This is a genomic window from Streptomyces sp. NPDC041135 (genome assembly GCF_055592085.1).
Genome location: NZ_JBVIYZ010000009.1, coordinates 200,831 through 214,006 on the forward strand (window position 1 = coordinate 200,831; position 13,176 = coordinate 214,006).

A 13,176-nucleotide genomic window follows, 5' to 3' on the forward strand; every position below is an offset into this window, starting at 1 on the left:
GAGGTCTCCACGGCACTCACCTCAGCCTGCTGGACGCGAGGACGGACACCAGGTGCAGCAGCGTCTGGAGCAGGGCGATGCCGGCCAGGACGGCGGTGCCGAGCCGGGTGAAGAACAGATCGCCGTGGATCTGGTCCGCCACGGCCAGGAGCAGGATCAGGAAGGACGCCTCTATGCCGAGGATGAGCCGGTGGAAGCGCAGCGCCGAGGCGGCCCGGCGGGCCAGCGCCATCCCCGCGGAACGCGGTTCGGCGACGCCGGCCGCGTCCTTCGCCGGGGGCATCCCGGCCTGGTGGCGGGCGACACCGACCAGGTCGGTCTCCGCCTTGATCAGGATGGCGCCCAGCGCGGCCAGCGTGCCGAGGAACGCCCACAGCCAGTCGATGCGCCCGCTGCCCCACAGGTCGGCGGCGCGCAGCCCGAGGCCGACCAGGACGGCCGCGTCGGTCAGGTAGGCGCCGACCCGGTCGAGGTAGACCCCGGCGAGGGAGTACTGCTTCTTCCAGCGGGCGACCTCCCCGTCGACGCAGTCCAGCAGCAGGTACAGCTGGGTGGCGACGATGCCGAGGACGGCGCCCGCGATCCCCGGCACCAGCAGGGCCGGGGCCGCGAGCACACCGCAGACGGTCATCAGGTACGTGAGCTGGTTGGGCGTGACCCTGGTGTTCACCAGGTAGCGGTCGATGCGCAGGGACACCTCGCGCATGTAGAGGCGTCCCGCCCAGTGCTCGCCGCTGCGCCGGTCCTTCACCCCCGCGGGGTGGACGACCGGACGGAGTTCAGCTACCGATGGCCTTGACATAGTCGGCGTAGAGGTCCTTGATCTGCTCGGTCTTGAGGTCGAGGTGTTCCAGGATGGTGTAGCGGCCGGGGCGGGTCTCCGGGGCGAACTGCACGACCCGGACGAACTCGTCCACGGTGAAGCCGATCTCCTCGGGCAGCACCGGCAGCCCGTGCCGGCGCAGCACCTCGGCCATGTACGCCGACTCCTCGTGCGCCCCGCGCAGGAACATCGCGAAGGCCGCGCCCAGTCCGCACTGCTCGCCGTGGCTGGCCGCGCGCTTGGGGTGGAGCAGGTCGAAGGCGTGGTTGATCTCGTGGCAGGCGCCGGAGGAGGGGCGGGAGTCGCCCGACACCGACATGGCGATACCGGTGAGGACCAGGGCCTCGGCCAGTACCTGGAGGAAGCCGTTGTCGCCGACCCCGCCGGGGTGGCGCAGCACGGCCTCGCCGGCCTGCCGGGCCATGGCGGCGGCGAGGCCGTCCACCTTCTCGCCGTTGACGCGCTGGGACAGCTCCCAGTCGGCCACGGCGGAGATGTTGGACAGCGCGTCGCCGATGCCCGAGCGCACGAAGCGCACCGGCGCCTCGCGGATCACGTCGAGGTCGATGACGACCGCGATCGGGTTGGGCACGCCGTAGGAGCCGCGGCCGGCGTCGTTGTCGAGGGTGGCGACGGGCGAGCACAGGCCGTCGTGCGCGAGGTTGGTGGCCACCGCGACGAGGGGCAGGCCCACGCGCGCGGAGGCGAACTTCGCACAGTCGATGATCTTGCCGCCGCCGAGGCCGACGACGGCGTCGTAGTGGCCGGACTTTATGGCGTCGGCCAGCCGGACCGCGTCGTCGATGGTGCCGCCGCCGACCTCGTACCAGTCGGCGCCGGGCAGGGACGGGGCGAGCCGGTCGCGCAGCCGGGCGCCGGAGCCGGCGCTGATGGCCACCGCGAGCCGCCCGGACTGCGAGATCCGCTGGTCGGCGAGGACGCCCGCGAGGTCGTCGAGGGCACCCGGGCGGATGTCCACGACGACCGGCGAGGGAATCAGCCGGGTCAGTACTGGCATGCGATCTCCCGTCCCCGGGCGAGGTCGTCGTGGTTGTCGATCTCCACCCACGGGACGTCGCCGATGGGCGCCACGTCGATCCGGAAGCCGCGGTTCACCAGCTCCTGGTACCCGTGCTCGTAGAACTGCTGCGGGTCGGTCTCCCAGACCGCCTTCAGCGCGTCGGCCAGCTCGGCGGCGGCGTCGCCCTCGATGAGGGTGACGCCGATGTACTCGCCGGTCGCCTCGGCCGGGTCCATCAGCTTGGTGATGCGCGTCATGCCCTTGCCGGGGTCGGCGACGACCTTCATCTCCTCGTCCGCGAGGGACTTCACGGTGTCGAGGGCGAGGATGATCCTCTTGCCGTCGCCGCGGGCGGCGAGCAGCGTCTTCTCGACGGAGACCGGGTGGACGGTGTCGCCGTTGGCGAGGATCACGCCGTCCTTCAGGGCGTCACGGCCGCACCACAGGGAGTAGGCGTTGTTCCACTCCTCGGCCTTGTCGTTGTCGATGAGGGTGAGCTTCAGGCCGTACTTCCGCTCCAGGGCGGCCTTGCGCTCGTAGACGGCCTCCTTGCGGTAGCCGACGATGACCGCGACCTCGGTCAGACCGATCTCGGCGAAGTTGCCGAGGGTCAGGTCCAGGACCGTCGGTTCGCCCTCTATGCCCGCGGGACCGACCGGCACCAGAGCCTTGGGGAGGCTGTCGGTGTAGGGGCGCAGACGCCGTCCGGCGCCGGCCGCCAGCACGAGGCCGATCATGCGGGTTCTCCTTCATCGTGTACGGCGGGCGCCCCACCCTGGTGGGCGGACACCCAGAAGCGGATGCTCTCGACGAGCACCACGAGGGCGACGGCCACGGCGAGCACCGTGAGCGCGGCCTTGAACTGCGGACCGGTGAGCAGCGCGGCCGCCACCGCGACCAGCAGCGTGCGCCCTTCCTGTCCCCCGATGGCGCGCACCAGCCAGGCCGGGGGCGCTCCGGCGTCGCCGCGGATGCGGTACACCGTGTCGTAGTGATGGTAGGCGACCGCGCCCACCAGCCCGAAGGCCGCGGGAAGGGCTCCGGGCACGTCCGCCTGGGCGGCGAGGACGAGCACGGTGGTGTACTCGGCGGCCCGGAACAGGGGCGGGACCAGCCAGTCGAGGGCGCCGGTGAGGGGCCGCGAGAGGGCGGTGCCGCAGGCGACGGCGTAGACGGCGGCGCCCGCGACGGGGGCCCAGGCCGGGCCGGAGAGGGCCGCGGCGGCGAGCGTCGCGGCGAGGACGGCCGCACCGGCGAGGGCCACCACCAGCGGGCCGCCCGGGCGCGGCCGGGGGGTGCGGCCGACGAGCGAGGCGAGCGGGCCGTTGTCGGCGAGGTCCGCGAGGGCGCGCGCCGCCCGCTCGGTACGCCGCGCCTTGCGGGTCACCGAGCGCAGCACGCGGCCGGCCGTGGTGTAGGTCGCGGCGAGGGCGCAGCCGGCGAGCAGCACGAGGAAGGTGGTGCGCGGGGTGGTGGCGGCGGTGAGGACGGCGATCATGGCCCAGCGTTCGCCGATGGGCAGCACGATCATCCGGCGGGCCCAGACCGTCCAGCCGACGCTGTCGAGCTTGTCGGAGAGGGCCGCGGTGGGGCTGGTGTTGGCGGTGGCGCCGGCGTTGGCCTCGGTGAAGGAGAAGTCCACGACGTGCCGGCAGGTCTGCAGGACCATCGCGGCCAGGGCCAGGACCCACACGTCGTCGCCGTCGCGTGCGGCGCCCAGCGCGAGGCCGGCGTAGTAGGCGTACTCCTTGGCCCGGTCGAAGGTGGCGTCGAGCCAGGCGCCGAGCGTGGAGTACTGCAGGGAGTAGCGGGCGAGCTGGCCGTCGGTGCAGTCCAGCACGAAGGAGGCGATCAGCAGCACGCCGGCCGCGACGAACCCGCCGCGGGTGCCGGTGGCCGCGCAGCCCGCGGCTATCAGGGCGGTGAGCAGCGACGCGGTGGTGACCTGGTTGGGGGTCAGGCCGCGGCGCGCGCACCAGCGGGCGAGGTAGCGCGAGTAGGGGCTGATGAAGAACGTGGTGAAGAAGCCGTCGCGGGCCTTGACGGCCGACTTCAGGCGTACGGCCTCGTCGTCGACGGCGGCGACGGCCTGCCGGGCCTCGTTGCGGGCCTGCGGGTCGGCCGGGACGGCGGCGACCAGGCTGCCGAGTTCGGGGCGGTGCACGGCGCTGCCGTCGGCGTCGAGGGCGGTGACGATCCGGTCGGCGAGGCTGTCGACGGCGAGCGCGGTGCCGCCGCCCGCGGCGCTCTCGCGGGCCAGCGCCCGGGTCAGGGCCTCGCGGCCGGCGGGCTGCGCGGTGACGGCGCCGGGCACGGCGGCGAGCGGGAAGCGGGGGTCGGTGAGACCGAGGCGCAGGGCGTGCGGGTGGCCGACGAAGCGGGCGTCGACGACGGCGATGCGGTGGCCGGCGGGCACGGCCGCGAGGAGGGTCCCGGTCGCGGGGGCGTCGGGGGCCGCCAGCACGTCGAAGCCGAGGGAGCGCAGCTCGCTCTCGAGTGACGATCCGGGGACCGGCTGACCGGTGACGATGGCGGTCGGCAACCGAACTCACTCCCTGGGTGCCGGCGCGGCTGCGCCGGTCGTCTGCGTGGTGGGGCGCCCGGTCCGCGGCACCCGGGCGGCATGTCGGCGAAGGCTATCGGATGGCGCGCGGCCCGCGTTCACCACCCGTTCACGGGCCCGTCGACGGGTTCTGCCCCGGCCTTCGCCGCGATCATCATGAGCGATCCGGGGCCCGCCCCACAAACCCGGTGCCCACAACCGGGCATCGGGGACACGCGGCGCCGCGGTGCCGGCCCCGGCATAGGGTGGGCGACCATGACGTGGCTGATCACCGGCGGTGCCGGATACATCGGGGCGCATGTGGCACGAGCCATGGCCGGCGCCGGAGAGCGTGTGGTGGCGCTGGACGACCTGTCGGCGGGCATCCCCGCCCGGCTGCCGGCCGGCATCCCGCTGGTGGCGGGGTCCGCGCTGGACCCGGCGCTGCTGAAGCGGGTCCTCGCCGAGCACGGCGTCACGGGCGTCGTCCATCTCGCGGCGCGCAAGCAGGTCGCCGAGTCCGTGGCGCGGCCCACCCACTACTACCGGGAGAACGTGGGCGGCCTGGCCACCCTGCTGGACGCGGTCGCGGACGCCGGTGTCGAACGCTTCCTCTTCTCCTCCTCGGCCGCCGTCTACGGCGCCCCGGACGTGGAGCTGATCACCGAGGACACGGCGTGCGCGCCGGTCAACCCCTACGGCGAGACGAAGCTGGCCGGGGAGTGGCTGGTGCGGGCGGCGGGGCGGGCGCACGGCATCGCGACGGTGTGCCTGCGCTACTTCAACGTGGCGGGCGCCGCCGCTCCGGAGCTGGCCGACACGGGGGTGTTCAACATCGTGCCCATGGTGTTCGACCGGCTCACCCGCGACGAGGCGCCGCGCATCTTCGGCGCCGACTACCCGACTCCGGACGGCACCTGCGTCCGGGACTACGTGCACGTCGCCGATCTGGCCGAGGCGCATCTCGCGGCGGCGCGGCGGCTGGCCGGGGGGGACCTGTCCGGCGACCTGACGCTGAACATCGGCCGGGGCACCGGGGTGTCGGTGCGCGAGCTGGTCACCGTCATCGGCGAGGTCACCGGGGACCGCCGGGAGCCGGTCGTCGAGGCGCGCAGGCCCGGGGACGCGCCGCGGGCGGTGGCGTCGGCCGAGCGGGCCGCCGAGGTGCTGGGCTGGCGGGCGCGGCGCGGGGTACGCGAGATGGTGGAGTCGGCCTGGCGGGGCTGGCGGCTGCAGCACGGCGAGTGAGCCGCGCCCGCCCTGACCTGCGATTCGTTTCCGCAGGTCAGAGCATATGACAACGGTGTTCACTGCCGCGTTGCCCGATACCCCCCACCCGTAGTTGACTGTGAGCCCGGGCGGATCACGGAAGGGCGGTCGTCATGGGGGCTGGGCATGATCACGGACACGGGCACGCCCACGCGCCGCCCACCGGCACCGCGGCGGCGGCGTACCGCGGGCGGCTGCGCGCCGCGCTGTGCATCACGCTCACGGTCATGGTCGTGGAGATCGTCGGCGGCCTGGTCGCGGACTCCCTGGCGCTGATCGCGGACGCGGCCCACATGGCGACGGACGCGGTGGGCCTCGGCATGTCGCTGCTCGCCATCCACTTCGCCGCCCGCCCGCCGAGCGAGCACCGCACGTTCGGCCTCGCCCGGGCGGAGATCCTGGCCGCCCTGGCCAACTGCCTGCTGCTGCTCGGGGTCGGCGGCTATGTGCTGTACGAGGCGATCGAGCGGTTCCTGACCCCGGCGGACACCCGGGGCGGTCTGATGATCGTGTTCGGTCTGATCGGTCTGGTCGCGAACATGATCTCGCTCACCCTGCTGATGCGCGGGCAGAAGGAGAGCCTGAACGTGCGCGGCGCCTTCCTGGAGGTGGCCGCGGACGCGCTGGGCTCGGTGGCGGTGCTGATCTCCGCGACGGTGATCCTGACCACCGGGTGGCAGGCCGCCGACCCGGTCGCCTCGCTGGTCATCGGGTTGATGATCGTGCCGAGGACGCTGAAGCTGCTGCGCGAGACGCTGGAGGTGCTGCTGGAGTCGGCGCCCCGGGACGTCGACATGGCCGAGGTGCGGGCGCACGTCCTGGCGCTGGACGGCGTGGAGGACGTGCACGACCTGCACGCCTGGACGATCACCTCGGGCCTGCCGGTGCTGTCCGCGCACGTGGTGGTCCGCTCGGACGTGCTGAACGCCATCGGGCACGAGAAGATGCTGCACGAGTTGCAGGGCTGTCTGGGTGACCACTTCGACGTGGAGCACTGCACCTTCCAGCTGGAGCCGGTGGGGCACGCGGCGCACGAGGCGCGTCTGTGCCACTGACCCCGGCGCCCGCGGCACCACCGCACATCTGAGCGCCCGGCCGGGCGGTTCCGCCGTCACCGGTCCGGGCACGATCACCTCCCGGGTCGGCTTCCGGACACGCCGGGAAGTGCCGGGAGTGCCGGATTCGTACGGCAGACTTGGGGGGCGAAGACCGAGGCGAAGGATGGGTATGCCGATCACACCTGCCACCGCGACGCACAGCTCGTCGAACGGCACCGCAGAGCCGATTTTGCTGGAACTGGTCGACGAGAAGGGTGTCACGACCGGCACGGCGGAGAAGCTCGCCGCCCACCAGCCCCCGGGACTGCTGCACCGGGCGTTCTCGGTGTTCCTCTTCGACGAGCAGGGGCGGCTGCTGATCCAGCAGCGCGCGCTGGGCAAGTACCACTCCCCCGGTGTGTGGTCCAACACCTGCTGCGGCCACCCCTACCCCGGCGAGGCGCCGTTCGCGGCGGCGGCCCGGCGCACGTACGAGGAGCTGGGTGTCTCCCCGTCGCTGCTCGCGGAGGCGGGCACGGTCCGCTACAACCACCCGGACCCGGCCTCGGGCCTGGTGGAGCAGGAGTTCAACCACCTGTTCGTGGGACTGGTGCAGGCACCCGCGGGACCGGACCCGGAGGAGGTCGGCGCGATCGCCTTCGTGACCCCGCAGGAGCTGGCCGAGCGGCACGCCGCGGCCCCCTTCTCGGCCTGGTTCATGACCGTGCTGGACGCGGCGCGCCCGGCGGTGCGGGAGCTGACGGGTCCGTCCGCGGGCTGGTAGCCGCTGCGCGGCGCCGCGGGCCCGCGGCGGTCAGGTGAGCGGAGCGGGCTTGAGCGGCAGGGCGGCCCAGATCACCTTGCCGCCGCTCGCGGTGTGCTCCACGTCGACCACCCCGCCCGCTTCCCGGGCCACCTCGCGGACCAGGAGCAGGCCGCGGCCGCCGGTCCGGGCGTGGTCGGCCTCCAGGGCCGTGGGACGGTAGGGGTGGTTGTCCTCCACCGACACCCGCACCCACTCGGCACCGACGGCGACCTCCACGGCGAGCATCGGCGACAGCAGCGCCGCGTGCCTGACCGCGTTGGTCACCAGTTCGGAGACGATCAGCAGCAGACCGTGGACCAGGTCGTCCTCGACCGGGACGCCCTGGCGCAGCAGCAGGTCGCGCACCGCGTGCCGGGCCTGCGGGACCGAGGCGTCCACCGCGGCGGCGGTGAACCGCCAGACCCCCTCGTACGGCAGCGGACCGGACGGCCGCTCGGCTTCTTCCGCTGGGCGCCGACCGTCCACGCGCCCATGGTTGTCCATCGTCCGGTCGCCGCCCTCGCGCTCGATTGTCACCACACGTCGAGTGTTGTCAGCGCTCCGCACCGGCCCGCCGGACTGAACACAAGTCAGCTGGTATCGAACGGTTCTGACCGTTCTCGCACGACCGGGTCGGCTGAGGGACCGTTCCTGACGCCGGAGGGCTGCCTTCGCGAACTTTTCGGGTTGTATAGCATCCGGCGCATGGAGCCGCAGCTGCTGCACCGGGTCGCCGACTCGGTCGCCACCGTCGTCGTCCACCATCCGGCCAAGCGCAACGCCATGACGGCCGCGATGTGGCGGTCGCTGCCCCCGCTGCTCGACAAGCTGGCCGCCGACCCCGGGGTACGGGCGCTGGTCCTCACCGGAGCGGAGGGCACCTTCTGCGCCGGGGCCGACATCTCCACGCTCGTCGGCTCGCCCGAGGAGGCGCAGCGGCTCGCGGTGGAGGCGGAGGAGGCGCTCGCGGCGTTCCCCAAGCCGACGCTGGCGGCGGTGCGCGGGCACTGCGTGGGCGGCGGCGCACAGCTCGCGGCGGCCTGCGATCTGCGGTTCGCCGAGCAGGGGGCGCTGTTCGGGGTGACGCCGGCGAAGCTCGGGGTCGTCTATCCGGCGTCCGCCACCCGGCGGCTGGTGTCGCTGGTGGGTCCGGCCGCCGCCAAGTACCTGCTGTTCTCCGGCGAGCTGATCGACACCGGCCGGGCGCTGCGCACCGGTCTGGTCGACGAGGTGCTGCCGCCGGGCCTGCTGGAGCGGCGGGTGGCGGAGTTCACCGCGGTCCTGGTCGCCCGCTCCCAGCTGACCCAGGCGGCGGCGAAGGAGTTCGCCGACGGCCGCGCCGACCGGGACGCCCACTGGAGCGGGCAGGCACGCGGCAGCGGCGACACCGCGGAGGGCGTCGCCGCCTTCCTGGAGCGCAGGCCGCCGCGCTTCACCTGGAGCGTTCCCGCACCGGAGTGAAGCGGCCGCCGGCGCGCAGCTCCTCGACCAGGTGGGCGGGTGCCGTGCCGGGCGAGCCGGCGTCGTAGGGCGGTCGGGGGTCGTACTCGGTGAGCAGCTGGACGGCCTGGGCGTGCTCGTCACCGGCGATCCGGCCGACCAGGCTCAGGCCCATGTCGAGGCCGGCGGAGACACCGGCCGCGGTGACGTACTTGCCGTCGGTCACCACCCGTTCCCGCGCGGGCTCGGCCCCGTGGCGCCGCAGCAGGTCGAGGGCGGCCCAGTGGCAGGTGGCCCGCCGGCCCCGCAGCAGTCCGGCGGCGGCCAGCAGCAGCGAACCCGAGCAGACCGAGGTCGTCCAGGTGCTGGTGGCGTCGGCGAGCCGCAGCCAGTCGAGCAGGGCCGGGTTCTTCGCCTGTTCGAGCGTGCCGGGGCCGCCGGCCACCACGATCAGGTCCGGGCGGGTCACCTCCGCCAGCGCCCGGTCGGCGGTCAGCGCCAGGAAGCCCGTCTCGGTGCGCACCGGTCCCGGCCGCTCGGCGACGAAGTCGACCCGGACGTCCGGGAGGCGGCAGAGCATCTCGTAGGGCCCCACGGCGTCGAGGGCGGTGAAGCGGTCGTAGAGGACGATGGCGATCTGCATGGGTGTCCCTTCTCGTTCCCGTCCGGCTCAGCCGGCGGGTGCGGCGCAGAAGCGCCGCCGGTATGCGGCCGGGGAGGCGCCGAGGACCTTGCGGAAGGCCCGGCGCATGGCCTCGGGGGTGCCGTAGCCGCTGGCCCGGGAGATCTCCTCGATGCCGTCGGCGGTCTCCTCCAGCAGGCGCCGGGCGTGCTCCAGGCGGACCCGGTCCACGAAGCGGCCCGGGGTGGTGCCGGTCTCGGCCTGGAAGGCGCGGGCGAAGTGGCGCGGCGAGAGGGCGGCGCGGGCGGCCAGCGCCTCGACGCTCAGGTCGCCGGCCGGGTGCTCGCTGATCCAGCGCTGGACCTCGCGCAGCGGCTCGCGGCGCGCCGTCTGGGCGGCGAGCTGGGCGCTGAACTGGGCCTGGTTGCCGGGTCTGCGCAGGAAGACGACGAGGTGGCGGGCGACGGCGAGCGCGGTCTCCCGGCCGAGGTCCTCCTCGACGAGGGCGAGGGCGAGGTCGATGCCGGAGGTGACGCCGGCCGAGGTGCGGACCCGGCCGTCCCGGATGTAGATGGGCTCCGGGTCGACCGCGACGGCCGGGTGGGCGCGGGCCAGGGTGGCGCAGTACGCCCAGTGCGTGGTGGCCCGGCGGCCGTCCAGCAGCCCGGCGGCGGCCAGCAGGAACGCCCCGGTGCACACCGAGACCAGCCGCTCGGCACGGGGCCCGTGGACGCGCAGCCAGTCGGTCAGGCGCGGGTCAGGCTCGCGGGTGCCCCGGCCGCCGGGGACGAGCAGGGTGTGCGCGCCGGGCGGGCCGGCCGTCAGGGACCGGTCCGGGACCAGGGTGAGGCCGCTGGAGGTGTGCACCGGCGCGCCGTCCAGGGAGGCGGTGCGGATGCGGTACGTCCCCGGGACGCGCTGCTCGCCGCCCGCGAAGACCTCCACGGGGCCGGTGACGTCGAGGCTCTGGACGCCGTCGAAGAGGACGACGAGGACGGTTCGCTCGGGCATGCCCCGATTCTCCGGCGGGCCGCGCGATGGCCGCAATGACGGGCTTCCCACCTTTCCTGCCACCCGGCCGCCCGCCGACCCGGCCCCGCCCTGATCCCCGGTTGTCGGTGTCACCTGCCACAATTGCCGCGCAACCTCAGCGGAGAAGGCGGTACGGGATCGTGACGACACCCGGGTCCGAATCAGGGTCCATCGAAGGCAGGATCGCCGGGGAACTCGGCGTACGGGAGCGGCAGGTGAAGGCCGCGGTCGAACTGCTCGACGGCGGTTCGACGGTGCCCTTCATCGCCCGCTACCGCAAGGAGGCGACCGGGACGCTCGACGACGCGCAGCTGCGCACGATCGAGGAACGGCTGCGCTACCTGCGGGAGCTGGAGGAGCGGCGGACCGCGGTCCTGGAGTCGGTGCGCGAGCAGGGCAAGCTCACCGAGGAGCTGGAGGCCCGTATCCGGGGCGCCGAGACCAAGGCGCGCCTGGAGGACATCTACCTGCCGTTCAAGCCGAAGCGGCGGACGAAGGCGCAGATCGCGCGGGAGGCCGGGCTGGAGCCGCTGGCCGACGGCCTGCTCGGCGACCCGGCCGTCGAACCGCTCGCCGCGGCCGCCGCGTTCGTCGACGCGGCCAGGGGCGTCGCCGATCCGCAGGCCGCCCTGGACGGCGCGCGGGCCATCCTCACGGAGCGGTTCTCGGAGGACGCCGACCTCATCGGCGAGCTGCGCGAACGCATGTGGCAGCGCGGGCGGCTGGTGGCCCGGGTGCGGGAGGGCAAGGAGGAGGCCGGCGCCAAGTTCGCCGACTACTTCGACTTCGCCGAGCCGTTCACCGCCCTGCCCTCGCACCGCGTCCTGGCGATGCTGCGCGGTGAGAAGGAGGAGGTCCTGGACCTCGTCCTGGAGCCGGAGGAACCGGTCGAGGGGCCGTCGTCGTACGAGGGGATCATCGCGCACCGCTTCGGCATCGCGCAGCGGGGCCGCCCGGGCGACAAGTGGCTGGCGGACACGGTCCGCTGGGCCTGGCGCACCCGGGTCCTGGTCCACCTCGGCATCGACCTGCGGCTGCGGCTGCGCACCGCCGCCGAGGACGAGGCGGTCGACGTGTTCGCCGCCAACCTCCGCGACCTGCTGCTGGCCGCGCCGGCCGGCACCCGCGCCACGCTGGGCCTCGACCCCGGTTTCCGTACGGGTGTGAAGGTGGCCGTGGTCGACGGCACCGGCAAGGCGGTGGCGACCGACGTCGTCTACCCGCACGTCCCGGCCAACAAGTGGGACGAGGCCGTCGCCAAGCTCGCCCGGCTCGCCGAGGAGCACGCCGTGGAGCTGGTCGCGATCGGCAACGGCACGGCGTCCCGGGAGACGGACCGGCTCGCCGCCGACCTGATCGCCCGCCATCCGGAGCTGAAGCTGACGAAGGTGATGGTGTCGGAGGCGGGCGCGTCGGTGTACTCGGCGTCGGCCTACGCCTCGCAGGAGCTGCCCGGCATGGACGTGTCGCTGCGCGGCGCCGTCTCCATCGCCCGGCGGCTGCAGGATCCGCTGGCCGAGCTGGTGAAGATCGATCCCAAGTCGATCGGTGTCGGCCAGTACCAGCACGACCTGTCCGAGGTGAAGCTGTCGCGCTCGCTGGACGCGGTGGTCGAGGACTGTGTCAACGGTGTCGGCGTGGACGTCAACACGGCGTCCGTGCCGCTGCTCGCCCGGGTCTCGGGCATCTCCTCGGGGCTGGCCGAGAACATCGTGGCGCACCGCGACGCCAACGGCCCCTTCCGGTCCCGTTCGCAGCTGAAGAAGGTGGCCCGGCTGGGCCCGAAGGCGTTCGAGCAGTGCGCGGGCTTCCTGCGCATCCGCGGCGGCGACGACCCGCTGGACGCCTCCAGCGTGCACCCGGAGGCGTACCCGGTGGTGCGGCGCATGGTGAAGACCACGGGCGAGGAGGTCGCCTCCCTGGTCGGTAACACCGGTGTGCTGCGCTCGCTGCGCCCGGCGGACTTCGTGGACGACACCTTCGGTCTGCCGACCGTCACCGACATCCTCAGGGAGCTGGAGAAGCCCGGGCGCGACCCGCGGCCCGCCTTCCGCACGGCCACCTTCAAGGAGGGCGTGGAGAAGCTCTCCGACCTGCGGCCGGGGATGGTCCTGGAGGGCGTCGTGACGAACGTCGCCGCGTTCGGGGCGTTCGTGGACGTCGGCGTCCACCAGGACGGGCTGGTGCACGTCTCGGCGATGTCGAAGACGTTCGTCAAGGATCCGCGCGACGTCGTCAAGCCGGGTGACATCGTCAAGGTGAAGGTCCTCGACGTGGACATCCCGCGCAAGCGCGTCGCGCTGACGCTGCGGCTGGACGACGAGGCCGCCGCGCAGGACGCGCCCCGTCAGCAGCGCGGCGGCGGCCGGCCGCCCCAGCAGCGCCAGGCGCGCACGGGGCAGGGGCAGGGTCAGGGCCAGAAGCGGGACCGGAACCAGGGCCAGGGCCAGGGGCAGGGCCAGGGCGGGCAGTCCCGCGGTGGCGACCGCGGCGGCCGGCAGGCTCCCGCGCCGGGCAACAGCGCGATGGCGGACGCCCTGCGCCGCGCGGGTCTGCTCGACACGGACAAGGGCCGGCGCTGACCC

Annotated in this window: 12 protein-coding genes; 5 read left to right on the forward strand and 7 right to left on the reverse strand. The window is 73.9% G+C overall.

Annotation, left to right across the window (positions count from 1 at the left end; translation table 11 throughout):
* Positions 1-16 precede the first annotated feature (16 nt).
* The 4 genes from ACZ6CZ_RS22350 to ACZ6CZ_RS22365 are packed head-to-tail and all read right to left on the reverse strand — an operon-like array spanning position 17 to position 4,386.
* Positions 17-802: a CDP-alcohol phosphatidyltransferase family protein gene (locus ACZ6CZ_RS22350; RefSeq protein ID WP_469023832.1), complete on the reverse strand. Its 786-nt coding sequence runs from the start codon at positions 800-802 to the stop codon at positions 17-19.
* Complete coding sequence (locus tag ACZ6CZ_RS22355; protein ID WP_469023834.1) at positions 780-1,841, reverse strand: iron-containing alcohol dehydrogenase family protein; 1,062 nt, start codon at positions 1,839-1,841, stop codon at positions 780-782. The genes ACZ6CZ_RS22350 and ACZ6CZ_RS22355 overlap by 23 nt, the downstream gene beginning before the upstream one ends.
* On the reverse strand, positions 1,829-2,581 hold the full coding sequence (locus ACZ6CZ_RS22360; RefSeq protein WP_469023836.1) for a phosphocholine cytidylyltransferase family protein: 753 nt from the start codon (positions 2,579-2,581) through the stop codon (positions 1,829-1,831). The genes ACZ6CZ_RS22355 and ACZ6CZ_RS22360 overlap by 13 nt, the downstream gene beginning before the upstream one ends.
* A complete protein-coding gene (locus ACZ6CZ_RS22365) occupies positions 2,578-4,386 on the reverse strand; it encodes a DUF5941 domain-containing protein (protein WP_469023839.1) in 1,809 nt (602 codons plus the stop codon). Before ACZ6CZ_RS22365 ends, ACZ6CZ_RS22360 begins: the two co-directional genes overlap by 4 nt.
* 276 nt (positions 4,387-4,662) lie before the next feature.
* Here ACZ6CZ_RS22365 and galE point away from each other — a divergent pair, with 276 nt between their 5' ends.
* The 3 genes from galE to idi all read left to right on the forward strand — a co-directional run bounded on the left by galE (position 4,663) and on the right by idi (position 7,476).
* Positions 4,663-5,634 carry a UDP-glucose 4-epimerase GalE gene (gene galE, locus ACZ6CZ_RS22370; protein WP_469023842.1) on the forward strand — a complete coding sequence of 324 codons (972 nt, stop codon included), beginning with the start codon at positions 4,663-4,665 and terminating at the stop codon, positions 5,632-5,634.
* A gap of 134 nt (positions 5,635-5,768) precedes the next feature.
* Positions 5,769-6,710 carry a cation diffusion facilitator family transporter gene (locus ACZ6CZ_RS22375; protein ID WP_469023844.1) on the forward strand — a complete coding sequence of 314 codons (942 nt, stop codon included), beginning with the start codon at positions 5,769-5,771 and terminating at the stop codon, positions 6,708-6,710.
* A gap of 172 nt (positions 6,711-6,882) precedes the next feature.
* Positions 6,883-7,476: an isopentenyl-diphosphate Delta-isomerase gene (gene idi, locus ACZ6CZ_RS22380; protein ID WP_469023847.1), complete on the forward strand. Its 594-nt coding sequence runs from the start codon at positions 6,883-6,885 to the stop codon at positions 7,474-7,476.
* A 30-nt stretch (positions 7,477-7,506) separates the two neighbouring features.
* Here idi and ACZ6CZ_RS22385 read toward each other — a convergent pair whose 3' ends face one another.
* Entirely contained in the window at positions 7,507-8,001 is a 495-nt protein-coding gene (locus ACZ6CZ_RS22385; protein ID WP_469024022.1) for an ATP-binding protein, read from the reverse strand.
* A gap of 201 nt (positions 8,002-8,202) precedes the next feature.
* On the opposite strand from ACZ6CZ_RS22385, the gene ACZ6CZ_RS22390 reads away from it, so the two are divergent.
* A complete protein-coding gene (locus tag ACZ6CZ_RS22390) occupies positions 8,203-8,958 on the forward strand; it encodes an enoyl-CoA hydratase/isomerase family protein (protein ID WP_469023850.1) in 756 nt (251 codons plus the stop codon).
* On the opposite strand, the gene ACZ6CZ_RS22395 is transcribed toward ACZ6CZ_RS22390, so the two are convergent.
* Positions 8,930-9,580 (reverse strand): DJ-1/PfpI family protein, encoded by a 651-nt coding sequence (locus tag ACZ6CZ_RS22395; protein WP_469023852.1) that lies wholly within the window; start codon positions 9,578-9,580, stop codon positions 8,930-8,932. The two genes, ACZ6CZ_RS22390 and ACZ6CZ_RS22395, sit on opposite strands and share 29 nt — an antisense overlap.
* A gap of 27 nt (positions 9,581-9,607) precedes the next feature.
* A complete protein-coding gene (locus tag ACZ6CZ_RS22400; RefSeq protein ID WP_469023855.1) occupies positions 9,608-10,570 on the reverse strand; it encodes a GlxA family transcriptional regulator in 963 nt (320 codons plus the stop codon).
* A 161-nt stretch (positions 10,571-10,731) separates the two neighbouring features.
* On the opposite strand from ACZ6CZ_RS22400, the gene ACZ6CZ_RS22405 reads away from it, so the two are divergent.
* Positions 10,732-13,173, forward strand: coding sequence for a Tex family protein (locus ACZ6CZ_RS22405; protein ID WP_469023858.1), 2,442 nt, complete (start codon positions 10,732-10,734; stop codon positions 13,171-13,173).
* Positions 13,174-13,176 lie beyond the last annotated feature (3 nt).